The 26,778-nt window shown below is 61.7% G+C and carries 20 protein-coding genes and 1 tRNA gene; 3 read left to right on the top strand and 18 right to left on the bottom strand.

Going from position 1 to position 26,778, the window contains the following annotated elements; translation table 11 throughout:
• Positions 1 to 76 precede the first annotated feature (76 nt).
• From ACMA5I_RS04265 to ACMA5I_RS04215, 11 genes are all read right to left on the bottom strand, one after another.
• Positions 77 to 1,555: a Y-family DNA polymerase gene (locus ACMA5I_RS04265; RefSeq protein WP_525885172.1), complete on the bottom strand. Its 1,479-nt coding sequence runs from the start codon at positions 1,553 to 1,555 to the stop codon at positions 77 to 79.
• A complete protein-coding gene (locus ACMA5I_RS04260; RefSeq protein WP_525884995.1) occupies positions 1,497 to 1,973 on the bottom strand; it encodes a hypothetical protein in 477 nt (158 codons plus the stop codon). Before ACMA5I_RS04260 ends, ACMA5I_RS04265 begins: the two co-directional genes overlap by 59 nt.
• 716 nt (positions 1,974 to 2,689) lie before the next feature.
• Positions 2,690 to 3,418: an SDR family oxidoreductase gene (locus ACMA5I_RS04255; protein WP_525884994.1), complete on the bottom strand. Its 729-nt coding sequence runs from the start codon at positions 3,416 to 3,418 to the stop codon at positions 2,690 to 2,692.
• Between the two features lie 81 nt (positions 3,419 to 3,499).
• Positions 3,500 to 4,225: an SDR family oxidoreductase gene (locus ACMA5I_RS04250; protein ID WP_525884993.1), complete on the bottom strand. Its 726-nt coding sequence runs from the start codon at positions 4,223 to 4,225 to the stop codon at positions 3,500 to 3,502.
• A 1-nt stretch (position 4,226) separates the two neighbouring features.
• A complete protein-coding gene (locus tag ACMA5I_RS04245; protein ID WP_525884992.1) occupies positions 4,227 to 5,879 on the bottom strand; it encodes an FGGY-family carbohydrate kinase in 1,653 nt (550 codons plus the stop codon).
• Between the two features lie 31 nt (positions 5,880 to 5,910).
• Positions 5,911 to 6,888 carry an ABC transporter permease gene (locus tag ACMA5I_RS04240; RefSeq protein ID WP_525884991.1) on the bottom strand — a complete coding sequence of 326 codons (978 nt, stop codon included), beginning with the start codon at positions 6,886 to 6,888 and terminating at the stop codon, positions 5,911 to 5,913.
• On the bottom strand, positions 6,878 to 8,380 hold the full coding sequence (locus ACMA5I_RS04235; RefSeq protein WP_525884990.1) for a sugar ABC transporter ATP-binding protein: 1,503 nt from the start codon (positions 8,378 to 8,380) through the stop codon (positions 6,878 to 6,880). Before ACMA5I_RS04235 ends, ACMA5I_RS04240 begins: the two co-directional genes overlap by 11 nt.
• Before the next feature lie 58 nt (positions 8,381 to 8,438).
• Positions 8,439 to 9,356 carry an ABC transporter substrate-binding protein gene (locus ACMA5I_RS04230; RefSeq protein ID WP_525884989.1) on the bottom strand — a complete coding sequence of 306 codons (918 nt, stop codon included), beginning with the start codon at positions 9,354 to 9,356 and terminating at the stop codon, positions 8,439 to 8,441.
• A gap of 90 nt (positions 9,357 to 9,446) precedes the next feature.
• On the bottom strand, positions 9,447 to 10,331 hold the full coding sequence (locus ACMA5I_RS04225) for a cupin domain-containing protein (RefSeq protein ID WP_525884988.1): 885 nt from the start codon (positions 10,329 to 10,331) through the stop codon (positions 9,447 to 9,449).
• A gap of 401 nt (positions 10,332 to 10,732) precedes the next feature.
• The gene (locus ACMA5I_RS04220) at positions 10,733 to 11,776 is read right to left on the bottom strand and encodes an NAD(P)-dependent alcohol dehydrogenase (protein WP_525884987.1); all 1,044 of its coding nucleotides are present in this window, start codon (positions 11,774 to 11,776) and stop codon (positions 10,733 to 10,735) included.
• A gap of 215 nt (positions 11,777 to 11,991) precedes the next feature.
• Positions 11,992 to 12,912, bottom strand: a complete 921-nt coding sequence (locus tag ACMA5I_RS04215) for a LysR substrate-binding domain-containing protein (protein ID WP_525884986.1) — start codon at positions 12,910 to 12,912, stop codon at positions 11,992 to 11,994.
• Between the two features lie 121 nt (positions 12,913 to 13,033).
• On the opposite strand from ACMA5I_RS04215, the gene ACMA5I_RS04210 reads away from it, so the two are divergent.
• Positions 13,034 to 13,807 (top strand): SDR family oxidoreductase, encoded by a 774-nt coding sequence (locus ACMA5I_RS04210; RefSeq protein ID WP_525884985.1) that lies wholly within the window; start codon positions 13,034 to 13,036, stop codon positions 13,805 to 13,807.
• Between the two features lie 65 nt (positions 13,808 to 13,872).
• Entirely contained in the window at positions 13,873 to 14,451 is a 579-nt protein-coding gene (locus tag ACMA5I_RS04205) for a hypothetical protein (RefSeq protein ID WP_525884984.1), read from the top strand.
• Here the strand turns inward: ACMA5I_RS04205 and ACMA5I_RS04200 are convergent.
• The 5 genes from ACMA5I_RS04200 to ACMA5I_RS04180 all read right to left on the bottom strand — a co-directional run bounded on the left by ACMA5I_RS04200 (position 14,437) and on the right by ACMA5I_RS04180 (position 20,303).
• Positions 14,437 to 14,511 (bottom strand) — tRNA-Gln (locus ACMA5I_RS04200). The genes ACMA5I_RS04205 and ACMA5I_RS04200 overlap by 15 nt on opposite strands.
• A gap of 203 nt (positions 14,512 to 14,714) precedes the next feature.
• Positions 14,715 to 15,335 carry a ligase-associated DNA damage response endonuclease PdeM gene (gene pdeM / locus ACMA5I_RS04195; protein WP_525884983.1) on the bottom strand — a complete coding sequence of 207 codons (621 nt, stop codon included), beginning with the start codon at positions 15,333 to 15,335 and terminating at the stop codon, positions 14,715 to 14,717.
• Positions 15,332 to 17,740, bottom strand: a complete 2,409-nt coding sequence (locus ACMA5I_RS04190) for a ligase-associated DNA damage response DEXH box helicase (RefSeq protein ID WP_525884982.1) — start codon at positions 17,738 to 17,740, stop codon at positions 15,332 to 15,334. Before ACMA5I_RS04190 ends, pdeM begins: the two co-directional genes overlap by 4 nt.
• Positions 17,737 to 19,311, bottom strand: a complete 1,575-nt coding sequence (locus ACMA5I_RS04185; RefSeq protein WP_525884981.1) for a cisplatin damage response ATP-dependent DNA ligase — start codon at positions 19,309 to 19,311, stop codon at positions 17,737 to 17,739. The genes ACMA5I_RS04190 and ACMA5I_RS04185 overlap by 4 nt, the downstream gene beginning before the upstream one ends.
• Complete coding sequence (locus ACMA5I_RS04180) at positions 19,308 to 20,303, bottom strand: ligase-associated DNA damage response exonuclease (protein ID WP_525884980.1); 996 nt, start codon at positions 20,301 to 20,303, stop codon at positions 19,308 to 19,310. The genes ACMA5I_RS04185 and ACMA5I_RS04180 overlap by 4 nt, the downstream gene beginning before the upstream one ends.
• Before the next feature lie 219 nt (positions 20,304 to 20,522).
• On the opposite strand from ACMA5I_RS04180, the gene ACMA5I_RS04175 reads away from it, so the two are divergent.
• Positions 20,523 to 22,472: a TonB-dependent receptor plug domain-containing protein gene (locus ACMA5I_RS04175; protein ID WP_525884979.1), complete on the top strand. Its 1,950-nt coding sequence runs from the start codon at positions 20,523 to 20,525 to the stop codon at positions 22,470 to 22,472.
• 56 nt (positions 22,473 to 22,528) lie between these two features.
• Here the strand turns inward: ACMA5I_RS04175 and ACMA5I_RS04170 are convergent, their stop codons facing one another.
• Together ACMA5I_RS04170 and ACMA5I_RS04165 are read right to left on the bottom strand one after the other, a co-directional pair.
• A complete protein-coding gene (locus ACMA5I_RS04170; protein WP_525884978.1) occupies positions 22,529 to 25,603 on the bottom strand; it encodes an efflux RND transporter permease subunit in 3,075 nt (1,024 codons plus the stop codon).
• Positions 25,600 to 26,751 carry an efflux RND transporter periplasmic adaptor subunit gene (locus ACMA5I_RS04165; protein WP_525884977.1) on the bottom strand — a complete coding sequence of 384 codons (1,152 nt, stop codon included), beginning with the start codon at positions 26,749 to 26,751 and terminating at the stop codon, positions 25,600 to 25,602. Before ACMA5I_RS04165 ends, ACMA5I_RS04170 begins: the two co-directional genes overlap by 4 nt.
• Positions 26,752 to 26,778 lie beyond the last annotated feature (27 nt).

Genomic DNA, 26,778 nt, shown 5'->3' with positions numbered 1-26,778 from the left:
TTTGGAGCAGGCAAATCTTGCCTCCGCCCTATAATCCGAAGCGCTGCGGCATAGCTGCGCTCGAGCGTAACCTCGATCAGGCGAACACCCCCTGCACGAACCAACCGGGGTTTTGCGGGGTATAGAACAGCCACAACCGTTGCCCCTGATGGGTCTCGATCCGCCAGTAATCGCGCGCGCCATGCCGCCAGCTTTCATCTTCTATCCACCATTCGGGAAGGATCCGCTCCGGCCCGGTCGCGCGCATCGTGGTGAACGCCATGCGCCGCCAGCGGAAGCTTTGCGGCGGGCGATGGCTGCGGGCGGCGATGGATTCGGGGCGGAACATTATCAGCGGCCGCGGGCGCGGGCTGCTCCAGCCACCAGTCGGTTTGGAATAGGCGGCGGGGGCGATGATAAAGCTGCGCTCGGGGATATGGCTGTCGGCGGGCAGGAAGCGCTGGACGTTTTCAAGCCCGATGCGCGTGCCGATCCGGGTGATGAGATCATCGAGCCGGTCGGATCTGTCTGACACCACATGGCTGATCTGCTCGGTCGGGAGCGCCTCGACCTGCGTGGCCTCCAGCCGAAGCTGGTCGATCCCATAACCCGCATCCACCTCGCTCACGCCGCGCTGGAACAGCGGCAGGATGCGGGTCGGATCGCGCAAGGGCCGCGCGAGGCGCAACTCCACATGCTGCGCGTCCTTATCAACCCGGCGGAGCGTCAGGCACAGCACCCGCGCGCCGGTTTCCTGCTGTTTCAGCGTATCGCACAGACGGCGCAGCAGGCGCTCCGTTCCGGCCATCACATCCGCCTCCAGCCCAATCGGTTCGGGCAGGCTCATCCGCACACCGTAATGCGGCGGCTCCTTTTGCGGCGAAATCTCTTCGGGATGGCGGCCAAGCGCCTGATCGAGCCGCATCATGAGGCCCGGCCCGAAACGCCGGGCGAGCGGCGCGCGGGCGGCTTCCGCCAATTGCCCAATGGTCCGCAACCCGAGCCGCTGGAGCGCAACAACCACCTCCGCCTCCAGCCGCAATGCAGCCACCGGCAGCGGCGCCAGCGCGTTGAGCGCATGGCCCGCCTCGGCCACCCCTTCGCCAAAATGCGCCAGCGCCCAAGCCGCGCCGCGCGTGTCGCCAAGCCCAACCCGGGCCGACAGCCCTGCCCGCGTCAGCCGCCCGCGCAGATCGCGCAGCATGGAGGCTTCGCCACCCAGCAAATGCGCCGAGCCGGTGATGTCGAGCACCAGCCCGTCCGCGCCCTCAAACCCCACCCAAGGGCAATAGCGGAGCGCCCAACGGCGGAGTGTATTGAGAAAGCGCTGATCGGCATAGGGATCCGCCGGGTGGCTCAGCAGTTCCGGGCAAAAGGCCCGCGCATCGGAAAAGGACATGCCGCGATAGAGGCCTTTGCGCTCGGCGGCGGCATTGAGGCAATAAACGCGGTTGGCATTATTCTCCTGAAGCGTCAGCGCAAAGGGCCCCTCGACGGGCCGGGCGCGCAAAACCCGGTCACTCGCGAGACGCGGAAACCACAATGAGACGACGCGCCGATTGATCCCATCGAACATTCCAGACACCAAGTGTTCCTGATTTGTTCTTGATAAGCGCCCAACGTTGAAGAGTCGAGTCTTCCGGGGCGCTCTCAAGGTCCGGCAACGGGCTGACATGCCAGCGGGTTTCGGCGGTGTTGTTGGGCATATCCTCGGGGATCAGACACAGCCCCGTGGTCCCACCCGCCTGCGCCGCAAGCTGCAACCGCCGCCCCTCGGTAAGGGTCAGCGGGGCAGTGAGCTCCATCACAACAATCGGACAGACCCCATCTCGCAAGGCCTCTTCGGCAACCGCGAGCGTTTCGATCTGGCTCTCCGTCTGCGCAACCACGAGGGTCGAGACGTCAAAGAACATATCGAGACTGTGCGGCGTGACGGTCTCGGGCTGATGCGCCTCCCGCGCCCAGAAGGCGGATTGACGAGATTGCGCAATCATCACCGCGACCAGACTGGGGGCCAAAGGACCGCAGACTTCGTGGACACGTGACGGGCGTAAAGGGATAGGGCGACGGGCGATCATGAGGGGAGAATATGCAGTGAGGGACTTTGATTCAAATTATGCCGCTCGGATAAAAATTCACTCTCAACTTTCGAAAAAGAGCCGATGAGATCGCATTATTTGTCCCGAATAATATCTTGAATTTTCAATAAACACAAAATTATGCACTTGAAACATTTTGCATGTCGATCAAATTCATCTCACCTGCGAAAATTAATATTTTCCCTTTTATCGCAATTCGCAAAATCCCGCTTCCAAATAGATCAGAAATTTCGTCTTTTCATTTTGGCTAAAAAACTGAACCCTTATGGATCTTGTGCTCGCTCTCGCTACCGAGGCTTCAAAATCATCCCGCTTGAACTCACATTGGGAAATTGTCTTTCGTCCAAGTATTCAGGGCGATGGCGCGTACAGTTTCATATTCATTACTTCAGAGGAAATTTGGATCTGCGTGCATCTTCGCCACCGCAGACGAAGGCCTGATCCACGGCAATCACCGCGCGACTCATTTCAACCAGCGGCAGCTCTCCTTGACTGCAGATTAGCTGCAATGAATTCTATTCCTATCAAAGCCACAGGGGGCGACTTTTAGCACCAAGCATTGTGTAGCAAAACGTCCAATGAACCCATGCTCCTTTCACGCCGACAACAGGTCAAACATCGAAATTGCTTGGCAGCACAAGCATGTCGCGAATGGTGACGTTGCGCGGTCTGGTCAGCATGAACATCAATGCGTCGGAGACCTCCTTTGGCTCGATAAGCGCGCCCGCGTCCTTCATCTTCTGAAGGCGCTCGGGCTCCCAGTCGGACAAAAGCGCCGAGACAACTGGCCCCGGCGAGACTTGCCCCACACGAATGCCATGCTCCATCAACTGGCGACGCATCGCCTGAACGAAACAAGTGACCGCCCATTTGGACGCGGAATAAACCGGCTCGACATGAATGGGCGCATGTCCAGCGATCGAACAGGTCACGAGAATATCCCCAATGCCGCGCTCAATCATATGGGGCGCAACGGCGCGGACATTTTTCATGACAGCGTTGATATTGAGGTTCAGCATCCGATCAATCGCGCTCGGGTCCGTATCGACAAGACCTCCGCCGATATAGCTGCCTGCGTTACAAATCAGAATGTCGATATGCTCGGTCTTTTCGAGAATTTCGGGGATCATCGCGTTGCAGCTATCGGCGTCCAGCAGATCCGTGACCTGCGCCGTGGTGTTGCTGCCAAGCTTACCGGTCAGTTCGGCGAGCGCCTCAGCGTTCCGGTCCACCATCACAACCTTGGCGCCATAGGCCAGCAATGCTTCTGTTGTGGACAGGCCAATGCCAGAAGCGGCCCCCGTGACGACGGCAGTTTTACCCTTCAGGTCTTGGGTCATGATGGTCTCCTTCATTCGGCGGGACGCCCGCAATTGATATCTATTTGAAAAGCTATGATTTTCTCATCCAAGAAGCAGAGTTCACACAGCCAGAAAGCCGCCGTCGAGGGGCAGAACCGCGCCGGTGATCATCGCCGCGTCGGGCGAGAGCAGCATGGCGATGGAGGCCGCGACATCTTCGGCCTCGGCGAAGCGGCCCATCGGGTGGCGCGCCATCATCGGGGCGCTTTTTTCGGGATCGCTCCAGGCCTCGGCGGCGAGTTCTGTCATGGTAACCGTGGGCGCAAGCGCATTGACGCGAATGCCATGTGAACCAAGTTCCTTTGCCATGACGCGTGTCGCGCCTTCCAGACCGGCTTTCGATGCGGCATAGCAAACATGGTCCGGAAATCCGCGATGCCCGGCGATGCTGGTGACGTTGACAATGGCTCCGCCGCCGCCTGCTTTGACGCGCGCGCGGGCGAACTCCTGCGCGCAGATCAACGCAGTGCGAAGGTTGATATTCATGATGCGGTCATAGCCTGCATCGGTCATGTCCAGCAGGCTTTCGAGCACATTGGTGCCCGCACAATTGACGAGAAAATCGCAAGCGCCAGCTTCTGCCATCGCTTCGCGGGCGCCGGCCGGATCGGACAGATCGACGGCAATGCTGACGCAGCCTGTCTCTTCCGTAAGTTCATCAAGATCGGCTTGCGTGCGGCTAAGCGCAATGACCTTTGCGCCGCGCTCAGCCATGAGGATCGCAGTGGCGCGGCCAATGCCTTTGCCTGCGCCCGTGATAATGACGGATTTTCCAGAAAATTGCATGTCAGACCTCGGTTTCGGAATCTGTGTTTTGCTGTGCGTTTTCGGCAGCGCGGATGCTGCGAGCCGTTTCTTGCAGCGCGAGAAAGGCCGCAAAGCGTGCGTCGTGGCGCACTCGGGTTGAGCCCGTTGCGGGGGTATAAACCTTGCTGATGCGAGACATCGCAGGCATGGCGTCGTCGAGCGAAGAGAACGCGCCGCACGCGACCGCGCCGAGCATGGCGGCACCCAGCAGCACCGGCTCTTCGCATTCGGTGGCCTCAACCGGCAAACCCGTCGCATCGGCGAGAAGCTGGCGGATCAGCGGGTGGCTTCCAGCGCCGCCGCTGATAGCAATGCGCGAGACGGGTGCGCCGTTTTGCGATTGTGTGTCGATGATCTGTCGCAGGCCGTAGCCGAGGCCGCAAATGCCCGCAACATAGAGCGCGATGAGTGAATCTAGATCCTGTGCCATCCCAAGGCCTGCGATAACGGCACGTGCCTGAGGGTCGGCGAACGGCGCGCGGTTGCCCAGAAATTCCGGCACAACATGGAGGTGATCGGCGCGCCGCACTGCGTCAGATGCGCTGTTGCTTTGTGAAAGAGCGCTGTCGGCCAGAAACTGTGGGAGGGATTTACCTGCGGTGCGGGCAAGATCCTGCGCGTCGCCATGGGCGGGATGCAGTGTCACAAGCTGGTCAATGGCAGCTCCGGCGACGGACTGGCCACCTTCATTCAGCCAGGCACCGGGGATCATCGCGGAGAAATACGGCCCCCAAACGCCCGGCACGAAAGCTGGCGCGCGGGTCGTTGTCATCGTGCAGGATGAGGTGCCGAAGACATAGCCGAGGCAGGCCGCCGGGTCCTCTGCGCCACCTGATGCGCCAACCGTGGCAAGGCCGCCAGCATGGGCGTCAATCAAGCCTGCGCCTACGGAAATGCCCGGCGTCAGGCCAAGTTCAGCGGCGGCCTCCTCCGTCAGCCCCTGCGCGAGCGCCGTACCGGGCGCGACCATCTCCGTGCCGATCCGCGCAAACTCCTGATCTACGAGATCGCCAAGCCCGATCGCCTGAAAGTACGCGGCATCCCAGCGGTTTTCATGGGCCAGATAGGTCCATTTGCAGGTCACGGTGCAGGTTGAACGCGCGCGGCTACCCGTCGCTTTCCACGTCAGAAAGTCGGTGAGATCGAAGAAATGGCCCGCCGCCTCATAGATCTCGGGCCGGTTTTCCTTCAGCCAAAGCAGCTTCGGCGTTTGCATCTCCGGCGAGATGCGCCCGCCAACATATTTCAACACATCATAATCGCCAGTGTTGATCCGAGCGGCCTGTTCGACGGCACGGTGGTCCATCCAGACGATGATGTCGCGCTCCGGATGGTCTGGATCGCCAACCGGCAAAGGCGCATCATCGCGTCCGCGCACCACCAGCGAGCAGGTTGCGTCGAACCCGATCCCCCTGATGCTGCCGGGGTCAATCGCGGCTTGCGTCACGGCGGCGCGGGTGGCAGTGCAGACCGCCGCCCACACCTGCTCACTCGACTGCTCCGCAATCCCGCCACCGTCCCGGTGCATGTCGATATCATGCTTGGCTGTGGCGAGAAGCTGACCTGTCTCGTCGAAAACACCCGCCCGTGCAGAGCCCGTTCCGACATCAACGCCTATGAAGTGATTGCGCATTTCAAATGTCCCGTTCTCTGTCAGGGCGCATTCAGCGCCATTCGCGGCCGATATAGATGGCCAGAAGGATGATGAAGCCCTTGATGACATCTTGCAGATACGGGTTGATGCCCATCAGGTTCAGACCGTTATTGATGATCCCGAGCAGAAGCGCGCCGATGAGCGTGCCGATGATCAGGCCGCGCCCGCCGGAGATCGCCGCACCGCCGAGGACGACCATTGCAATGGCGTCGAGTTCGAAGGCAACACCTGCGCCGGGCTGGCCGCTCATGAGCCGGCCCGTCAGGACGATGGCCGCCATGGCGGAGGTGAACCCCGAGATCATGAAGACATAGAGTTTCACGCGCTTGGTGTTGACGCCAGAGAGGTTGGCCGCGGTCTCATTGCCGCCAATCGCATAGACGTGCCGGCCAAACGAGGTGCGCTGGAGCAGCACCCAGGCGAGCGCATAAAGCACGACCATGATGATAATCGGCACCGGCACACCGCCGACGCGCCCCACCCCGAACCACGACACCCAAGACGGGATCCCGCTGATCGGATAGCCGCCTGAATAGACAAGCCCGAGGCCGCGCGCGATGAGCATGGTTGCGAGGGTCACGATGATCGCGGGCATCTGCCCCCATGCAACGAGCGCGCCGTTGAACAGACCAAAAAGCAGTCCTACGGCGATCATGGCAAGCAGGCCGACACCTCCGGGCAGGCCCATATTCACCATCACCCCGGCCCCAAGCGTTCCGCAGAGCGCCATCACCGCGCCAACCGAGAGGTCAATCCCGCCCGTGAGGATCACGAAGGTCATCCCGATGGCGAGAATGCCGATGATCGACTGCTGACGCAGCACATTGGTGATGTTGTCGATGCTAAAGAAATTGTCGCTGGCGAAGGCCATGGCGATGGACACCACAATCAACCCCGCAAGCGGCAGGAGCAGCGGTGAGTGCTTCAGTCGGGCCGCGAAAGATTGCGCGACTTGCGGCTCGGTTTGTGCTGTAGCTTCATGCGACATATCTGACTTTCCCCGTGGTAGCGTGGACCATAATTTCTTCGGAATTGATGGCGTCCCCCTCGACGGTGGCGACGATCGCCCCGCTCCGGAAAACGCAAACGCGATCTGACATCCCGACGACTTCGGGGAGTTCGGATGAGATCATGATGATCGCATAGCCTTCCTCGGTCAGATTGCGCATCAGTTGATAGATTTCTGCCTTCGCGCCGACATCAATGCCGCGTGTCGGCTCGTCGAATATCAGGATCGGCGTGGAGTGATTCAGCCATCGGGCAATAACAACCTTTTGCTGATTGCCGCCGGACAGCGTATCGACGGCGGCATGTGGACCGGGGGCCTTGACCCGCACCGCGTCCATCACGGTCTTCGTATCCTGAAGCTCTTTCTTCAGGTCGAGGAAATATCGCATCGAGCGGTATTTGCTGTAATTGTTGACCGAGATGTTCTGCATGATCGAAAAGGGCGTGATCAGTCCCTGATCCTTACGGCTTTCAGGCAGAAGGCCGATCCCGCGATCAAGCGCATCCTTTGGATTTGTCGGGGGCCGCGCATCGCCATTGATCTCGACTTCGACCTTTTCCGCCGGATAGGCGCCCATGATTGAAAGCGCCGTTTCCGTGCGACCCGAGCCGACCAGACCCGCAAAGCCAAGGATTTCACCCCGGTGGAGTTGAAAGGCGCTGACCGGACCGTTCTTGCGCAGTTGGATATGTTTGGCGTCGATCACCACCTGCGGGTCTTGCGGCGTTGCCGGTTTGGGCGGGAAGCTGCTTTCGATACGGCGGCCGACCATCATCTCGACGAGCCCGTCTGTGTCGATGGCGGCGACTTCGGTGGTGCCGACATATTCGCCGTCGCGCAGAACGGTGATCCGGTCGCAAATCTCGAAAATCTCTTCGAGATGATGCGAGATGAAAACCATGCCGACGCCTTGGCCGCGCAATTCATTCATCACTTTGAACAGATGCTCGACCTCGGCCGGAGTGAGGGTCGCTGTCGGTTCATCGAGCACAAGGATGCGCGCGTCGAGCGACAGCGCCTTGGCGATTTCGACGAATTGCTGCTCGGCAACGCTGAGATCCGCCACAGGCACATCGAGTGCCACATCGACACCAAGCTTGTCCAGCACCTCTTTGGCGCGGGCGCGCATCGCCCTGCGGTCGAGAAGCCCAAAGCGGGTTTTGATCTCACGAGCCAGAAAAATGTTTTCGATAGCGGTCAGATAGGGGATCAGGCTGAATTCCTGAAAGACAATGCCAATCCCGGCGTCAATTGCATCGTCGTAATGGGCGAAATTCTGGGCCTTGCCATCAATGCGGATCTCGCCCTCATCGGCTTTGAGAATACCGCAGAGGACCTTCATCATCGTGGATTTTCCCGCGCCATTCTCGCCCAGCAGCGCGTGGACCTCACCGGCGCGGACATCGAGATTGACGCCGTGAAGCACCTTGATGGGGCCGAAGGCTTTTTTGATACCCGTCATCTCAAGCATAGTGTGTCCTCTCCAAAATTGCCGTGCCCGAAATTCGGACACGGCCCTTCGCTGCGCCTTACCAGCTGAACTCTTCGGCGTTCTCGGCATCGACAACGCGCACGTCGATCGGCACTTCGCTTGGTACGACCTGAGCGCCCCAGTATTTCGCTAGCGCCATCCCAAGGCCGACCCGCACCTGATCGCGCGGGAACTGCGCTGTGGTTTCGATGAAAGGCGTGCCTTGCGCGATCGCCGCAACGGCTTCGGGTGCACCGTCAACCGATGTCAGTTTGATGTCCTTGCCCGAGCCCTGAATAGCGGCCATGGCCCCCATGGCACCGCCATCATTGACCGAGAAAATCCCCGCAAGATTGGGGTGAGACTGGATCATGTTCTCGACAACACCCAGCGCGACCGAGCGATCCTGACGCCCGTTTTGCGTATCGACGAGCGTAATGCCTGGGCTTTCCTCAAGCGCGGCCTTGCAACCTTCGACACGCTCCAGGATCGGCACCACGGGGATACCGTCAAGGATCGCAACCTCACCCTCGCCGCCAAGCGACTCCGCAAGATATTGGCAGGACTGATAACCCGCATCGCGGTTCTTGGAGCCGACGAAACTGTCCACCGGGCCATTGGCGTTCGCGTCCACGGCGACGACGATCACGCCCTGATCCTTCGCCATACGCACGGCGGACTCGACGCCTGCGCTATCCGTCGGATTGAGCAACAGAATATCGATATCCTGCTGGAGCATGTCCTCCACGTCGGAGATCTGCTTGGCCACGTCATGACCTGCATCGGTGACGATCACTTCCGCGCCGATCTGGGCCGCCGCTTCATTGAGTGCCTCCTGCATACTGACGAAATAGGGGTTGTTCATTTCCTGAAACGTCATGCCGATTTTCAGGCTGTCATCCTGCGCGGCGGCGATGCTGGCCGTGCTGGCAACACCAAGAGCGGCGATGGATGCGGTTTTCAAAAAGGTCTTCATATGGTCCTCCCGTTGATGAAGATGGCAAATCTTTCCTGTGCGCTGCGGGCATGTCGCCGCAACGTTCGGAATTTTCGTGATCTTTATGTGTTAACTGGCCATGCGAATAATCTCGTTCGCGGCAAAGGTCGCGCGGAATTCCGACGGCGCCATGCCTTTGAGCTTGAGAAAATGGCGGTTGAAGTTTGAAAGGTTCGAGAACCCGACATCAAAACAGATATCCGAGACCTTCGCATCCTGATCCGAAAGCAGGATATGACAGGCGAGGTCGATCCGAAGCTGATTGCGGTATCGCACAAGGGTCGTGCCGGTGTGGCGCTTGAAAGATCGCGAAAAGGCGCTTTGGCTCTGGCCAGTGAAATCGGCCAGTTCCGCCTCGCTCAGCGGCTCGTTGAGATTGTCGCGCAGATGGGCGATGGCGCGGTTCATGTCCGTTTCCTCGGCCTTCTCCAGATCAAGAACGAAGCTCAGGCTGGCAAGAATCTGCGTCTTCGGTGCGTTTATGAGCAGGTCCAGGATCTCGAAGAAGAGCGCCAGACGACGCACACCGCGCGCCTCTATCAGTTTGGGGATCACCGGGCGAACCGCTTTACTGGTCTCTTCGTCGAAGAGGATTCCGCGACGGCTGCGTTCCAAAAGGCGCTCTGCGGCCTCCATCTCGGGGAAAAGCTTGCCCGCGTCCTCGATGAAGCGCTCCGGAAACTGAATAACTTGTGTGCGCTTGGGGACAATCTCATCGGGGCCAATATCACTGATCCAGTTCTGTGGCAGGTTCGGGCCCGTCATAATGAGCTGGCCGGGACCAAATTCACCAACATGATCGCCAACATAATAGCGGCCCGACGTCGCGACGACTTGGTGGATTTCGTATTCCGGGTGGTAGTGCCAACGTACAGTGCGAAAGGGGTAGCCATGCTTCCAGGCTGCGAAGGATTCGCCTCTCCTGATATGTACGAGCTCCAAATCGGGCTGCATGATCTTCTCCTCCCGGCGCCTGGCCTGCCTTTGCGGCTATGATCCTCTCGGCGCTGATTCCCTTTTTAACACCTGATGAAGACAGCCTTCCACGACCCCAGCCGCAAGAATCTGATACTTTTTTGACATTTCACCCCGGAAACGCATAACAGCGCTGCGCAATTTATCCCCATCTGAATGCTGCAATGCAGAATTTTCTTACGTCGCCGTGAGTATTTTTTATATTTTCAGGGCTAAGAGGCTTGTCCTCATAGATTGGTCGCCGCCGTTCGACCGAGAAATGCGCAGTGTAACCTCATACTTTTTCTGGCACCCTTCCGCCTTACGCAAGTGTTAATAAAGGCCTCGACGCAATCGCGCTGAGGCCTTTCCGTTTCTCATACGTTTGTGTTTGATGCCTCCTAGCTGGCGGGCATTTCGATATGTATCTTCACATCGGTCTCGCGCGCCTCGACAGCACGATCGAACGCGGCAATGCTGTCTTCGAACGGCAGTGTTGCCGAAATGAGCGGCTTCAAATCGACCTTACCAGCACCGATCAGCGCAATGGCGCGGTCGTAGATATTGGCGTAGCGGAAGACCGTCTCGATCCGCAATTCCTTGGCCTGCAGGCCCACGATATCCACAGGGACCGGGTCTACGGGCATTCCGACCAGAACAATCGCGCCGCCGGGGCGCGCCAGCGCGGGCAGGCCAAGGATCGCGGGCGCCGCGCCCGAGCATTCGAACACCACATCAGCGCCCCACCCGTCCGTCACATCATGAATAACGTCGGCTGCTGCGTTTTCGCGGATATTGATCGTCCCAATGCCGTCATATGCACCAATGATGTCGAGCTTCGGCTGCGCCATATCCGCGACGTAAACCTTCGCGCATCCCCCCGCCAATGCGGCCAGCGCCGTCATCATGCCGATCGGACCCGCGCCGGTCACAAGCGCAATATCGCCGGGCTTAATGCGGGCGCGCAGCGCGCTTTGCATCCCGATGGCGAATGGCTCAACCATCGCGCCCTCGGCAAACGAAACACTGTCCGGAAGCTTATAGGTAAAGGCTGCAGGGTGGACGACCTCCGGTGTCAGGCAACCGTGAACGGGCGGCGTTGCCCAGAATGTCACCGAGGGATCGACATTATATATGCCGAGCTTCGCGGCGCGCGAGGTCGGGTCGGGAATGCCGGGCTCCATGCAAACCCGGTCGCCAACTGCAAGGTGACGCACATCAGAACCGATTTCGCTAACAACGCCGGCAGCTTCATGGCCGAGCACCATCGGATCATTGACGACAAAAGGGCCGATTTTGCCGTGGGTGTAGTAATGCACATCCGACCCGCAAACCCCGACCGTATGCACCTTGATCCGCACATCGCCGGGTCCAAGCTCTGACGGCAGCGCGATGTCCCGCAGCGCCAACTGCCCTTTCTTCTCCAACACCAAAGCTCTGGCCATAGTCTCCTCCTTGTATCCGTGGGATCGCCTGCCCCATCCGTCCATGTCCCGACGTTCAGGATGTTGATGAAGGCGCTGTCTGTAAACTTTTTCCGTTCCGTTCGCGGCTTTCTTCCGGTGAGGTGGAATAAAGCTATCAACTTTGGGAAGCGCCTCTATCAGGCTGCTAAATCGATGCACATTTTCGGCGTGAGTTTAGAATAGAGACACCCGTTTCATTTTATGGGGACAGGACTCAACACGCCCACACTGCCGAGCACACCCTCCATCCACTTCTGGAAAACCTTCACTTTTGCCGGCATGTTTCTGCGTGTCGGATAGAGCATCGAGAGCTGGATCGACGGCTGCTTTTCGCGGCTAAGGACCGGGATAAGCGTGTCGCCCGAGAGCAGGGCGTCGAGTTCAAACCGCGGGATCTGAATCAAGCCGAGGCCCGCGCAGGCCGCGGCGATATAGGCTTCGGCGTTATCGACGGTGAGCGCGCTTTGCATCGGAATTTCGCACGGCGCGCCGTTGTCGAGCACCGTGAGCGAGGGCTCGCCCGCGGGGAACTTCGTCGCGTAATTGACGAGTTTATGGCCTGTCAACGCGGCTCGGCTCGCGGGGTTGCCATAGCGGTTCACATAGTCGCGGCTGGCGCAGGTCACGAAGGGAATGTCGGCGAGTTTGCGGCAGATCAACTCAGAACTGCGCAGGCTGTCGAGGCGCAGGACGCAGTCAACGCCGTCGGTCACCAGATCGACGGGCCGGTCGCTTGTGCTCAGATCGAGATGCAATCCGGGATGCGCCGCCAGAAAATCCGGCAAGGCAGGGATCACAATCTTGCGGCCGATCCGGCTGGGCATGTCCACGCGGAGCCGTCCCGAAAGCTGGGTTTGGCTATTGATGAATCGCGCTTCAGCAGAGTCGACAGCGTCGGTCACCTCGCGCGCGACATCGAGAAACGCATAGCCATCCGCCGTCGGCGTCACATTGCGCGTCGAGCGATGGAAGAGCGGGCAACCGAGGCGATCCTCCAAGGCCTGGAGTTCTGTCGAGACGGTCGAACGCGGCATCGCCAAGGCCTTGGCAGCCTTGGTGAAATTTCCACTCTCCATAATCTGGATGAAGATTTTCAACTGCCGCAATTTATCCATGGCCTATTGTTCGCGATTTCCGACATCTGTTGTCAAGATTACGTTCTTCCCTTCGCGCAAGACTCTGCCCAATCTCAAAAAACGCCGCGCATCTGGCGGCGACAATGAGAGGAAAATCCCCATGTCCAGAAACAGTATCGAAGGCAAAGTCGTGCTGATTGCGGGCGGCGCCAAGAACCTTGGCGGCCTGCTCGCGCGTGAGTTTGCAAATGCGGGCGCGAAGGCGGTTGCGATCCATTACAACAGCGACTCGTCCAAGGCCGACGCCGACGAGACCGTCGCCGCGATCAAGGCGGCAGGCGTGGAAGCAGCCGCTTTTCAGGCCGATCTGACCAGCGCCGATGCCATGGCGAAGCTGTTCGAGGATGCCGTGGCCGCCGTTGGCCGCCCGGATATTGCCATCAACACCGTCGGGATGGTGATCAAAAAGCCGATTCTTGAGGTCACGGAAGCCGAGTTTGACCAGTCGAGCGCAGTGAACATCAAATCCGCCTTCTTCTTTCTCAAGGAAGCGGGCAAGCATGTGAATGACAACGGTAAGATCGTCACCATCGTGACCTCGCTTCTGGGGGCGTTCACACCGTTTTATGCGGCTTATGAGGGTCTAAAGGCGCCTGTGGAGCATTTCACCCGCGCAGCCTCGAAGGAGTTTGGCGAGCGCGGCATTTCCGTAACCGCCATCGGGCCGGGCCCGATGGACACGCCGTTTTTCTACCCCGCCGAAGGCGAGGACGCCGTGGCCTATCACAAGACCGCCGCCGCCCTCTCGCCCTTCACCAAGACGGGCCTCACCCATATCGAGGACATCGCCCCGTGGATTCTCTTCATGGTTTCCGATGGCTGGTGGATGACGGGTCAGACCATTCTGGTGAATGGCGGCTACACCACGAAGTAAGAGCGCTGGCCGGCGGGGACCCCTCGCCGGCTTTTTCAACCTGACGTCAACCGATGGTGTGCGCCATGCCCAATGCTTTTCAGGAGATTTTCGACCGCCAGAAATCCGCCTTCGAGACGGATCGCAGCAAGAGCCGCGAGTGGCGGTTAGATCAGCTCAACCGGATGGAGCGGATGCTGCGCGATCATCAGGAGCACTGGGGCGCCGCACTTCACGAGGACTTCGGCAAGCTGCCCTTCGAACAACTGTTCGAAATCACGGTGCCCGTGGGCAATATCACCTACTATCGCGACAATCTCGACACGCTGATGGAACCTGAAGAGGTGCCGCTCCCCGAAGGTTTGGCAAAGCTGGTACAGCGCGGCGCGAGCCTTTCGGGGTCACACTCGCATCTGGCACTTCAATGCGCCGATCCTCCTGCTGCTCAATCCGGCGATTGCGGCCATCGCAGCGGGCAATCGCCGCCGCCAGACATAGGTCGCACCGCGCCGCGCGACATAGTTCACAAGCCCCATTTGGCCCTCCATCAGAAGAGCTTTTCGGCGCATGTCTCGCAGGGATGTGTCGCAGCCCGATTCACAGCTTGTTTTCGCCGTAAACACCAACAACATCAATCACTTAGGGTAAGTTGGCTGGGGTGGTAGGATTCGAACCTACGGTACACGGTACCAAAAACCGCTGCCTTACCGCTTGGCTACACCCCAACAGTGGGAGGGTTAGTATAATCTGGATCGCCGGGCTTCAAGGGAAAAATTGCGAAAATCGGCAGTTTATTTTTAACCTTGGAGTGACGGTTTGCGCGGGCTTTGGAAATCGGGCGATGGGGTGGATTGGCAAGGCTCAAAACCGCTTGGAAGGACGGGGGAAGGGTCTTGCCCTCATCACACAGTCAAGGCGCTCGCGTTCCTCACCGCACGGGCAGACACCGGCAGCTACGGCCCGTCGTGATCACATAGCGGCCCTGCGCCAGCGGCGACAATGCGGGATCGTCGATCAGGAGCCCGCCGGTATAGGTGCCGAAGGCGGGCATGATCAGGTGATTCCGGCCGACAACAAAAACCGGGACGCGCTGGCGGGCGATGATTGCCTTTGGGTGGTAATGCCCTGAAATATCAGGTCCCTGCCCCGCGATGTGACGCAGCGCGATACCGTCCACAGACATCTCATCAATCGCCGCGCCGCCATCGTGATTGCCTGCGATCCAGCGCCAGCGGCCATGGCGCGTGAGGCCCTCGATCCGGGCGGTCACCGCGTCCGGAAGCGCGTCGCGCGCGAAATCGTCATCGAAACTGTCGCCGAGCAGAAACACTTCATCGGGCTGCGTCGCGTCCAGCTCCGCCTCAAGGCGGTCCAGCGTGTCCTGCGTCTCATAGGGTGGGAGGAGCGCGCCGCCACGGCGGGCCATACGCTCGGATTTCCCCAGATGCAGATCCGCCAGCACCAGCGCGCGGCGCGCGGGCCACCACAGGGTGCGGGCCGGGCGCGCGAAGAAACTCTGCCCGGCAAAACGAAAGGGGAGCGTGGTCATGCGGCTGTATCGCCCAAAACCTCTTCGGGGTCGAGACCCGCCTCGGCCATCATGCGGGCGGCTTCCTCGTCGATCATCCGGTCGATGCCGAGGCCCTTGATCGGCACCCGCCCATGTTCCAGCAAAAGCGGCGCGGCGAGCGGGGTCACATGGGGCGGCAGGCTGTGGACGATCTCGGGGTTGCCTGCCAACATCTGCTCGATCCGCCCGAAATCGACGAGGCCGCGCTGCGTTTCGGCTTCGGTGATCTCCAACAGCAGATGCTCGGGATCATATTTGCGTAGGGTGTCGTAGATGATGTCGGAGGAAAAGGTCGCCTGCTTGCCGCTTTTCCGGGTGCCGGGGAGATTGCGCTGCAAGAGCCCGGAGATGGTGGCGACGGCGCGAAAACTGCGCTTCATCAAAGCGTTCTCGCCGAGCCATTGGTCGAGCCCGTCCCGCAAGCCCTCGGCGCTCAAAAGCGGCGCGGGATCGGTGACGAGATCGAGCGACCAGATCAGCAGCGCGTAATCGGTGCAGACGAAGCCGAGCGGCGCGAGGCCGGCCTCTTCCATGCGGCGCGTGAGCAGGAGGCCGAGCGTCTGATGCGCGTTCCGGCCTGCGAAGCCGTAGAGGCAGAAATAGGCGCGGTCGCCGCGGCGGAAACTTTCGCAGGTCAGCGTGCCGGGTTCGGGCAGAACGGAAATTTCGCGCTGAAGGCTGAGCCATTCTTGCGTGTGGTCTGGCAAAGCGCGCCAGCGGCCCGGATCGCCGATCAGCGCCAGCACGCGCTGGCTGAGCGCGGTCGATGTCGCCATTTTCAGCCCGTTGAACACCGCGATTTTGGGCTGTTTGGACGGGGTCTTGGTGACTTCGACGATCATGTCGCGCAGGCGCTCATAGCGCACGGTTTCGCCGCCAATCAGGAAGGTGTCGCCCGGTGTGAGGGCGGTGGCGAAGGCCTCCTCAACCTCGCCCAGGGCCGGGCCGCCGCGCCGGGATTTGGAGCGGACCTTGAGCGTTTCCGGGCTGAAAATCGTACCGATATTCATGCGGATGAGCCGGGCGCTACGCGGGTCGCGAAGTTGCCACAGACCGTCCCTTTTCATCAGACGTTGCCACTGATCATAGGCTTTGAGCGCATAGCCGCCGGTCGCGCAGAAATCGAGGCAGGCGTCGAAACCGGCGCGCGTGAGGTCGCGATAGGGCCCTGCGCGGCGGACCTCTTCGAAGAGATCGTCCTCGTCGAAAGGCGCGGCGCACGCCGTGAGCAGGATATGCTGACATAGCACATCGAGTGGGCCGGGCGGGCGCGGCTCGCCGTCAAGTTCGCCCGCCTGCACCGCTTCGAGCGCGGCAACACATTCGATCACCTCAAACCGGTTGGCGGCGACGATCCGCGCGCGGGACGGCGCGTTGTATTGATGGTTCGCCCGGCCAATCCGCTGCACCAGCCGCTTGACGTTTTTCGGCGCGCCGATCTGGATGACGAGATCCACATCGCCCCAATCGATCCCGAGATCGAGCGAGCCGGTGCAGACGACCGCGCGCAGATCGCCGCTCGCCATCGCCTGCTCCACCTTCTCGCGCACATCACGCGAGAGCGAGCCGTGATGGAGGCCAATCGGCAGGTTCTCGTCATTGATCGCCCAGAGCGCCTGATAGAACAACTCGGCCTGCGCGCGCGTGTTGATGAAAACGAGCGTCATTTTAGCCGCGCGGATCGCGTCCAGCACGTCCTGCGCCGCGTAATGCCCCCCTGCCCCGGCCCATGGCGGCGGATCGCGGGTGTCCAGCATCGCGATATCCGGCGGCGGGCCGGGATCGGCGAGGTGGATCTTCGCCCCGCCCATGAAATCCGCAAGCGCGGGCGGGTTCTCGACCGTGGCCGACAGTCCTGTCACGATCAAATCCGGCGCAAGCGTGCGGAGCCGCGCCAGCCCGAGCATCAGCTGATCGCCCCGTTTGCTCTCGGCCAGCGCGTGGATTTCGTCGATCACCACCCGCCGGAGCGTGCCGAAAATCTTCGGCGCTTCGGGGTAGGACAGCATCAGCGCGAGACTTTCGGGCGTGGTCAGCAGTATGTGCGGCGGGTCCACCCGCTGGCGCGCGCGCTGCTTTTGCTTGGTGTCGCCGGTGCGGTCCTCGATGCGAATGTCGAGGCCAAGATCCGCCACGGGCCGCGCGAGATTGCGCGCGATGTCATTGGCGAGCGCCTTGAGCGGGGAGATATAGAGCGTGTGCAGACCCGGCTCCGGATCTTTCAAAGCGGCAAGGCTCGGCAGGAACCCGGCGAGCGTCTTGCCGCCGCCGGTCGGCGCGATGAGCAGCGTGTCCTCCTGCGCCTCCATCAAGGCCAGCTGATGCGGATGCGGGGTCCATCCTTGCGCAGCAAACCATGCAGCAATATCGGGCGGCAAATTCACAGATCGACCTCGGGCGGGAGCAGTTCCTGAAGGCTCGCGAGCGTGTCGGCTTCGGCGGCTGGCTTGTCATCCCGAATACGCGAGATGCGCGGAAAACGCATGGCGACGCCGGATTTGTGCCGCGCGGACCGGTTCAGCCCCTCAAAGGCCACTTCGACCACTTTTTCGGGCTTCACCGAACGCACCGGGCCGAAGCGCTCCACCGTATTGTTGCGGACAAAACGGTCCAGCTCTTTCAGTTCCGCGTCCGTAAACCCAAAGTAAGCTTTGCCCACCGGAACCAGTCGGTCACCATCCCACACGCCGAACGTAAAGTCCGAATAATAGCCCGAGCGCTTGCCATGCCCGCGCTGCGCATAGAGCAGCACAGCATCCACCGTCATCGCGTCGCGCTTCCATTTGAACCAATGTCCCTTGATCCGGCCCGCGAGATACGGGCTGTCGCGATGTTTGATCATGACGCCCTCGATAACCACTTCCGGCGGATTGGCGCGCTGCGCCGCAATCTCGCCCCAAGTCTCGAAAGGCAAAAGCGGGGAAAGGTCGATTTGCGGCTCGTTCAGCGCCGGGATTGCCGCCTCCAGCACCGCGCGGCGCGCGTCGGTGCCGCGCGCCCGCAGATCCTCGCCCTCCCAGATCAGCACATCGTAAATCCGCAGCGCCGCCGGGTGGCTCTCCTGCATCTTCTTGCTGACCTGTTTACGGCCAAGCCGCTTTTGCAGATCGGCGAAAGGCGCAACCGCATCACCGCGCCGGATCAAGAGCTCGCCATCCAGCGCGCCCTCGAAATTCATGCGCTCGATGAGGTCCGGAAAGGCGCGGGAAATGTCCTCGCCCGTGCGCGAATAAAGCCGCGCGACCCCTTCTTCGCAGACCGCCTGCACGCGGATGCCGTCCCACTTCCACTCAACCTGATACTGCGCGGGATCGAGCGCTTTCAGACCCGCCGCATCAATCGGGGTCGACAGCATGACCGGGCGAAACGGCGCGAGCGCGGCGCTTTCCGGCTTCTCGCCCCCTTCGGCCCAGGCGAAGAGATCCAGAAAAGGCGGTGTCAGCCCGTGCCAGATTTCCTCCACATCGGTCAGCGGCAGATCGCCAAACTCCGCCACTGCCGTGCGCGCGAGCCGGGCCGAGACGCCGACCCGCAACCCACCCGTCGCGAGTTTCAAAAACGCATAGCGCTCGGACGGGCCAAGGCGATCCAGCAACCCCGCAATCAACGCGGGCAATTCGGCGCGGGATGTGGTTTTGAGCGCTTCCACAATCTCCGGCAGCGGCGGGTCCTCGCCCTCCGCCGGACCCGGCCAGATCAGCGCAATGGTCTCCGCCAGATCGCCAACGAAATCGTAAGAGAGCTTGAACAGTTCCTCATCCGCCCGCTCCGCCACCAACCCGCGCAGCAGGGACGGCGTGACATTCCTGAGTTCTAGGTCCCGGGTCAGCGCGGCCAGTGCAAAACCGCGGGACGGGTCCGCCGCTTCCTCGAAATAGGTCCGCAAATGGCGGATCTTGCCAAGGCGTGACGGTGTGAACGCAAGCTGTTCGAGAAGACGGGCGAAGCGTTTCATTCGACCTCATCCTCATAGCCGACCAGCCGAAGCGGGCGGGCCTTGCGCCCCTCCATCTCGCACCAACGGATCAGTGCATCCTCGCGCCCATGGGTGGCCCATGTTTCTTCGGGGTTCAGCTCCTCAATGGTGCCGATGAGGTCCGGCCAGTCCACATGGTCCGAGATGATCAGCGGCAATTCGACGCCGCGCTGCCGGGCCCGGGCGCGGACCTGCATCCAGCCGCTCGCAAAGCAGATCACCGGGTCCGGGAAGCGCTGCGCCCAAGTGGCCGCGAAGGCCGAGGGCGGGCCGAGGATGATCGCCCCGGCAAAATCGCCCTTCTTGCCACGATCCACGGTCGCGGGCTGCAGATCGCCGAGCGGGATGCCCTGCGCCACATGATAATCGCAGAGCCGTTGCAGCGCGCCGTGGGTATAGATCGGCTTGTCCCAACCCGCCTCGCGCAGGAGCATGATGACCCGCTGCGCCTTGCCGAGCGCATAGGCCCCGACGAGATGCGCCCGCTCCGGGAACGCGTCGACCGAGGAAAGCAGCTTGGCGATCTCCCCTGCCGGGTCCGGGTGGCGAAAGACAGGCAGGCCAAAGGTCGCCTCCGTCACGAAAATATCGCAGGGGACCGGCTCGTAAGGCGCACAGCAGGGGTTGGCGGTGCGGCAGTAATCGCCCGAAACGGTGATCCGCTGATGTTTGTCAGCCACCGTAATCTGCGCCGAACCGAGGACGTGGCCCGCGGGCGTGAAGGTCGCGCGCACCCCGCCGATCTCCACCGGACCCTCCGCCACCTGCCGCGTCTCGCAAAAGTCCTCGCCATAGCGGATCGCCATGATATCGAGTGTCTGCGCCGTCGCCAGCACCGCGCCATGGCCTGCCCGCGCATGATCCGCATGACCATGGGTGATCAGCGCGCGTTTCACGGGCCGCACCGGGTCGATGAAGAAATCGCCGGCCGGGCAATAGAGGCCCTGGGGCCGCGGTGTGAGTAGCTGCATTGCTGTCCGTATCCGATTGGCCGATGAACGCGCGAAAGGTCGCGCCAAGAGGCATCTTTCCGCCTCTTTTCAAACGTTAACCAATCTGGGGCAAAGCGCAAACACAAACCCGGTCGCATTCCCCTTGTTTCACAGCGTCGTTAACAGTAAGGCTGTCGATCAAGTAGCCAGGTAGCCCCCAGCGAAACAGCACAAGATTTTCGTCTGGAGGTTCTTCTCATGCGTTTTACACGCACCGCTTTGCTCTATCCCACATCCCTCACGGCGGCGCTGCTCGCCAGTTCCGCCGCTGTGCAGGCGCAGGATTCCGTCTTCATGCTCGATGAGCTTTATCTCGAAGCCGTTGACCCGAATTTCGGCGCCGCCGACCGTGCGACCACCATGTATGTCAGCGGGCTGGAGCTGGAGAAGGCCCGCACCGGCGATATGAAAGATGTGTTTTCCGGGATCGCCTCGGTCTCCGTGGGCGGCGGCATCCCGCTGACGCAGAAGATCTTTGTTAACGGCGTCGATATGCTCAACCTTGGCGTCACCGTGGACGGCACCGCGCAAAACAACCGCGCCTTCCACCACGTCTCCGCCAACGCGATTGATCCGGGGCTGCTGAAACAGGTGCGCGCCGATGCGACGATCTCGCCCGCCGATGCTGGCCCTTACGCGCTGGCCGGGTCGGTGGTGTTCGAGACCGTCGATGCCGAGGATATTCTGGACGAAGGCGATGTGTTTGGCGGGAATTTCCGCCTCGGCTACACCGACAATGGCGAAACGGCACAGGGCGCGCTGACGCTGGCGGGTCAGTATAACGGGTTCTCATGGGTCGGTTATGGCAAGCGCGCCACCGGTGACGAGTATGAAAACGGCGATGGCGAGACCATGGACGGCTCTGCCGCCGACCTGAACAGCTATCTCGGCAAATTGGCTTATGAGGCGCCAAACGGCCACCGTTTTGAGCTGTCGGGCCAGCGTCTGGAAGATCAGGAACTGCGGCAATACCGGGCGAATTTCCAGGATATCCGGGGGATTGGCCTACGTTTCTACGACACCACCCGCGAAAGCTACTCGCTGCGCTATGAGAACACGCAAGCAAGCGGCATTTGGGATCCGGAAGTTCACATCGGCTATTCCGAGAGCAGCGTGAACATCCCCGACCCGTCCGCGAGCGAAGGTCTGTCCGAAACATGGTCGGCGACCGTTCAGAACAACTTCCACCTGAATGGCACCGACACCATCACCGCCGGGCTCGATTTCCAGCGCCGCGAGAGCAATTATAAAGGCTTTGAGGAAGAGACTGGTTCCATCGATCTCGATGAGAGCTCGGACAATTTCGGTGCCTTCGCCCAGGCACGGATGAGCCCGACGGAGCGCCTAGACGCCTCCTTCGGTGTCCGTGCGGATCGTCAGGAATTCACGGGCATCGGCGGCGCGGAGAAGACGAATACCGGCGTTTCCGGCAACGCATCGGTGAAATATCAGGTCGCCAACAGCTTCGCGCTGCGCGGCGGTGTGTCTTCAGTCTTCGGCGGGATCGATCTGGAAGACAACTATCTCTACTACCGGATTTCTGACTACTCCGTGCTGGAAGCCTCGCGCGCGAACAACGCGACACTCGGTTTCGATTGGGAGCAAGGCAACCTGAAACTTGGCGGCGAGCTCTTCCTCACGCGGATCAATGACGCGCGAAATGAGGAGGCGAATTTCGATTTCGAAAGCCGCGGTTTCAATCTCGGCGCAGAATATGGTTGGGACAGCGGCTCCGCGCGTTTCACGCTGTCGCATAGCGATATCGAACTTAATGGCGATGAAACCAACAGCTACGACGCGCAGGATTTCGGCGCGCCGCTCGGCACGGTTCTCGCGTTCGAAGTCGAGCAAGCGACGCCCATGCAAGGCCTGCGTGTTGGCGGCGGCATTGAGGCTGCGCTGAGCTATGAGACGGAAAAGAGCGAGATTACGGGCGTCGCCAACGACATCCCCGGCTACGCCATCTTCAACGCCTTCGCGGAATACACCCCCGCGAGCTATGAGGATGTGACGCTTTGCCTCGAAGTGAACAACATCTTCGACAACACCTATGCGGATCGCGCGACGTACGGCGCGGAATATGACAGCATCGCCACCTTCGATGAGCCGGGCCGCAACATCACACTGACCGCGGTGTCGCGCTTCTAAAGCCGCGCAAAGATCAGCCCATCACACCCGCGACGCAGATCGCAGGTGTTTTCGTTTTAAACCGACGTCGCCGCCTCACTGTTCAGCGCCCGGCTGCGTTCGCCCGGCGGGGGCGAGAGCGGGGCGAGCAGGCGGTAGAGGACCGGGGTCAGCAGCATGGTAAAGATGGTCGCGAAGCCGAGCCCGCCGACGATCACCCAGCCGACCGCCATGCGCGCTTCTGCGCCCGCGCCGCTCGCTAGCACCAAAGGCACGCCGCCGAGGACGGTCGAGATCATCGTCATCATCACGGGGCGCAGGCGCAGTTTCAGGGCATCGAGAATGGCGGTTTCGACATCCGCGCCGTCCTCGCGCCGTTGATTGGCAAACTCGACCAGCAGGATCCCGTTTTTCGCCATGATCCCGATGAGCATGACGAGCCCGATCTGGCTGTAGTAGTTGAGCGAACCGCCTGTTAGCGCGATGGCGGCGACTGCGGCGCCGAGGCCGAAGGGGACGGTTAGCAGGATAATCGCGGCGCTGACGATACTTTCAAATTGCGCCGCAAGCACAAGGAAAACCACGAGAAACGCCGTCGCGAAGACGAGGATCGTGCCGTTGCGGCTTTCCTCCAGCGCAGCGGCTTCACCGGTCATCACCAGGCGGATGCCGCTTGGCAGGGTGTCTGCGGCCAGTTCGCGAAGCCGGTCCGCCGCGTCGCCAAGCGCAACACTGGCACCGAGATCGGAGCGCAGTTCCACGGCCCGCTCGCGGCCTTCACGGTTGAGGCTCGACGGGCCGGCGATCTGCTCCAGCGACATGAAGGTGGAGAGCGGCACAAACGTGCCGGAGGTGGTGCGCGCAAAGAGCCGTTCGAGATCGCGGGGATCATCCACCGGACGCCCGCCGGGACGGATCGCCACATCGGTTTCGGTGCCTTCGAGGAAGACGGTTGCGGGCACGACGCCTTCGGTCATCACCCGGATGGCGAGCGCCAGATCGTCGGGCGAGAGGCCGAGATCGCGCGCCTCGTCCCGGTCGATTTGAACGGAGAGAAGCGGCTCGTCGGTTTCGTAATCGAGTTCGGGGCGCAGGAAGGTTGGATCGCCCTCCATCGCCGCGACAAGCTCGTCGCCGACCCGCGCCAGGGTGGGGTAATCCGCGCCGGTGAGCGCCGCGCTCAGGCCCTCACCACCGCCCCGGATGCCCAGCGAGTTGCCACCAAAGGCGGCGACGGAGATGCTGGGGATTTCAGCGAAAAGCGGGTTCAGCTCCTGCAAAATCTCCTGCTGCGAGCGGCGTCCGCTTACCCAATCGCTGAGGCGGACGATCACGAAGGAGCGCCCGGCGCGGACGATGGAGGTCACGGCATCCACCTCGCCGCTGGCCTGATAGGGCGCGAGCGCCTCTTCGATCTGCGTGATCGCGCCGTCGGCAAATTCCACGCTGGTCCCGGTCGGTGCGCGGGCGGAGATGAAGAACGCGCCGCGATCCTCGGTCGGGGTGATTTCGCTCGGCAGGGTTTTGACGAGACCGAAGCAGAGGACCGCGAAGGCGATAGCGACGCCAATCACCAGTTCCGGCGCACCGAACATGCGTTTGGCAAACCGCGCATAGCCGCGCCCGGCCCAGCCCCCGTCATCGGCGGTTTTGCGGCCCGCTTGCGCGCGGCCCGGATCAATGATGGCGGCGAGAGCGGGGGTGAGGGTCAGCGCGACGAAGGAGGACAGCCCCACGGCGAAGGCCAGCACGAAGCCGAATTCGGTGAAGACGCCGCCCGCCTGCCCCGGCAGGAAGGAGATCGGGATGAACACCGCCGCGAGGGTCGCGGTGGTCGAGATGACGGCGAAGAACACTTGGCTCGCGCCATCGGCGGCGGCGCGGTTTGGCCCCGCCCCCTTCCCGCGCAGACGCACGATGTTTTCCGTCACCACGATGGCGTCATCAACGACGAGGCCCGTGGCCAGCACCAGCGCCAAAAGCGAGATGGTATTGACCGAAAAGCCCGCAAGCCAGATCGCGGCGATGGTGCCGATCAGCGCCACGGGAATCGCGAAGGCGGGCAGAAGCGTGGCCCGGAGCGAGCCGAGAAAGGCATAGATCACCGCGATCACGATGAGGATCGAAATGCCAATGGCGAGCGAGACTTCGCGGATCGAGTTCTCGATATAGATGCCATCATCGGAGCCGGTGACGATGCGCACGCCCTCCGGCAAAGTTTGCTGGATCTCGCCAATCGCGCCGCGCACCTCTTGCGAGACCGCCAGCGTATTGGCGACGGACTGGCGCAGGATGCCGAGACCAATAGAGGTCTGCCCATCCATCCGCGCGGTGGTGGTTTTCTCCTTGGCTGTCAGCACGACGCGGGCGACATCGCCAATGCTGGTCGTCTCGTTGATGCGGAGCGCTTCGATATCAGCGGCACTCGGGTCGTCATTGCTGATCCGCAATACGATGTCCTGCGCGTCCGACGACAGGCTGCCAAGCGCCGCGTCCACCCGGATGCGGCCAAGCGCTTCGGAGAGGTCCGCAATGGTCAGCCCGCGCCCGATAAGCGACGGCATGTCGGCAATGACGCGAAATTCCTGTTCCGTGTCGCCGTAAACCTGCACATCCGCCACGCCATCAACGAGCAAGAGCGCATCGCTGATCGGGCCGGTGGCGAGTTCGGTCAGATCGGTCAGGGGCAGATCCCCAACCAGCGCGAGGCGAATGATCGGCTCCGCATCGGGATCGCTGACGGACACCTCGGGATCGTCCGCGCCATCAGGAAGCTGCGAGGCCACGCGCGCGACGATGGAGACGAGATCGCTCGCGGCCACGTCGGGGTCCACCCCATCGGCGAGTTCAATAGTTATCCGGCTACGCTCGTAGGAGGACGAGGCCGAGAACGCGATGGCGCCCTCAAGCTGCGTCACTGCGTCCTGCAAAACCTCGGTGACGCCGGTATCCACGGTTTCGGGCGACGCGCCATCATAATCAGTGCGCACGGACACGACAGGCCGCTCGACGGCGGGCATTTCGCGCACATCCACGGTGGTCAAGGCGGCGAGACCGGCGATGATAATCAGCAAATTCAGCACCAGCGCCAGCACCGGGCGGCGCACGAACAGCGCGGACGGGCCGCCCTTATGCGGGATCATCGCGCTCATTCCGCTGCCTCCCCGAGCGTGGCGGCCTCCGCCAGCCGGTCATCACCGCGTGCGCCACCCGCCTCGCGGACCTCGACGCCCTCGCGCATTTTCTGCATCCCTTGGGTGACGACCCGGTCGCCCGCCTGCAGTTCCGCCTCAACCCAGACCTGATCGCCCTCGCGGGTGACGATAGTGACAGGCGCGCGGGTGACGGTGCCCTCGGGCGTTTCCTTCCAGACAAACGCGCCCTCGCGGCTCCACGCAATCGCGAGCGCCGGGATGACCGGAAGCGCGTCCTCTTCGCTGGTGGTCGAGACGCTGAAGGTCATGCCTGGCCAGAGCATCCCTTCGTGATTGGCGATGCTGGCCTCGGTGGTAATGGTGCGGGTCGCGGCGTCGACGCGGCTATCAAAGCCAGTGATGCGCCCCTCAAACACCTGCCCGCTTCGCGCCGACGTGGTCAGCCGCACCGGCAAATCCGCGCGCAGGATCGATGCCGCGCGTTCGGGCAACTCGAAAGAGACGAGCAGCGAGGACACGTCGTCAATGGTCGTCAGCGCGTCGCCGGAGGAGACCCGCGCGCCTTCGTTCAGCGTCGTCAGACCGATGCGACCCGAGATCGGCGCGCGGATGGTGCGATCATCGAGGTCAAGCCGCGCCGCTTCCAGATCCGCTTCGGCGACCGCGACGGCGGTGCGTGCTTCCTCCAGCGTCCGGGTCGCGACAATGCCGCTGCCGCCCGATGCCAGTTGCTCGTTGCGGGCCAGCTGCGCCACCGCCTGATCGTAATTCGCCTCAGCGCGGTTCAACTCAATCCGCGCCAGATCCTCGTCGAGCGTCAGCAGCACATCCCCCGCCGCGACCTCGTCATTGGCCGCAAAGGTGATCTCGCTGATCTCGCCATCGACCTCGGCCATGACGGTCACGCTTCGGATCGCGCGCGCCGTGCCGACCGCCTCGAACTCCGTGGTGTAAGGCATCACCTCGACCTCGGAGAGCACAACCAGCGTCGCACCCCCGCCGCCGCCCGGCCCGAAACCGCGCCCGCCACCGGGACCGCCGCCCGCCGCCGCCATATCCTCGGCGCTGCTCCCGCCGCCGCCCACATACCAAAGCGCGGCCCCAACAAGGGCAAAAGCCAGCAAAGAGGTCACTAAACGGCGCATCGGAACTCCAGAGTCAGAATCAATCCT

The sequence above is a fragment of the Jujubicoccus corallicola genome (genome assembly GCF_047345645.1).
Classification (GTDB): Bacteria; Pseudomonadota; Alphaproteobacteria; order Rhodobacterales; family Rhodobacteraceae; genus JBLEFH01.
Note: the sequence above shows the minus strand (reverse complement) of the source record. Positions and strands in the feature narration are given on the sequence as shown.

Bases quoted from the DNA above. Each gene is read 5' to 3' on its own strand.
- ACMA5I_RS04265 (WP_525885172.1), bottom strand. From the start codon at position 1,555: ATGTTCGATGGGATCAATCGGCGCGTCGTCTCATTGTGGTTTCCGCGT.
- ACMA5I_RS04260 (WP_525884995.1), bottom strand. From the start codon at position 1,973: ATGATTGCGCAATCTCGTCAATCCGCCTTCTGGGCGCGGGAGGCGCAT.
- ACMA5I_RS04255 (WP_525884994.1), bottom strand. From the start codon at position 3,418: ATGACCCAAGACCTGAAGGGTAAAACTGCCGTCGTCACGGGGGCCGCT.
- ACMA5I_RS04250 (WP_525884993.1), bottom strand. From the start codon at position 4,225: ATGCAATTTTCTGGAAAATCCGTCATTATCACGGGCGCAGGCAAAGGC.
- ACMA5I_RS04245 (WP_525884992.1), bottom strand. From the start codon at position 5,879: ATGCGCAATCACTTCATAGGCGTTGATGTCGGAACGGGCTCTGCACGG.
- ACMA5I_RS04240 (WP_525884991.1), bottom strand. From the start codon at position 6,888: ATGTCGCATGAAGCTACAGCACAAACCGAGCCGCAAGTCGCGCAATCT.
- ACMA5I_RS04235 (WP_525884990.1), bottom strand. From the start codon at position 8,380: ATGCTTGAGATGACGGGTATCAAAAAAGCCTTCGGCCCCATCAAGGTG.
- ACMA5I_RS04230 (WP_525884989.1), bottom strand. From the start codon at position 9,356: ATGAAGACCTTTTTGAAAACCGCATCCATCGCCGCTCTTGGTGTTGCC.
- ACMA5I_RS04225 (WP_525884988.1), bottom strand. From the start codon at position 10,331: ATGCAGCCCGATTTGGAGCTCGTACATATCAGGAGAGGCGAATCCTTC.
- ACMA5I_RS04220 (WP_525884987.1), bottom strand. From the start codon at position 11,776: ATGGCCAGAGCTTTGGTGTTGGAGAAGAAAGGGCAGTTGGCGCTGCGG.
- ACMA5I_RS04215 (WP_525884986.1), bottom strand. From the start codon at position 12,912: ATGGATAAATTGCGGCAGTTGAAAATCTTCATCCAGATTATGGAGAGT.
- ACMA5I_RS04210 (WP_525884985.1), top strand. From the start codon at position 13,034: ATGTCCAGAAACAGTATCGAAGGCAAAGTCGTGCTGATTGCGGGCGGC.
- ACMA5I_RS04205 (WP_525884984.1), top strand. From the start codon at position 13,873: ATGCCCAATGCTTTTCAGGAGATTTTCGACCGCCAGAAATCCGCCTTC.
- pdeM (WP_525884983.1), bottom strand. From the start codon at position 15,335: ATGACCACGCTCCCCTTTCGTTTTGCCGGGCAGAGTTTCTTCGCGCGC.
- ACMA5I_RS04185 (WP_525884981.1), bottom strand. From the start codon at position 19,311: ATGAAACGCTTCGCCCGTCTTCTCGAACAGCTTGCGTTCACACCGTCA.
- ACMA5I_RS04180 (WP_525884980.1), bottom strand. From the start codon at position 20,303: ATGCAGCTACTCACACCGCGGCCCCAGGGCCTCTATTGCCCGGCCGGC.
- ACMA5I_RS04175 (WP_525884979.1), top strand. From the start codon at position 20,523: ATGCGTTTTACACGCACCGCTTTGCTCTATCCCACATCCCTCACGGCG.
- ACMA5I_RS04170 (WP_525884978.1), bottom strand. From the start codon at position 25,603: ATGAGCGCGATGATCCCGCATAAGGGCGGCCCGTCCGCGCTGTTCGTG.
- ACMA5I_RS04165 (WP_525884977.1), bottom strand. From the start codon at position 26,751: ATGCGCCGTTTAGTGACCTCTTTGCTGGCTTTTGCCCTTGTTGGGGCC.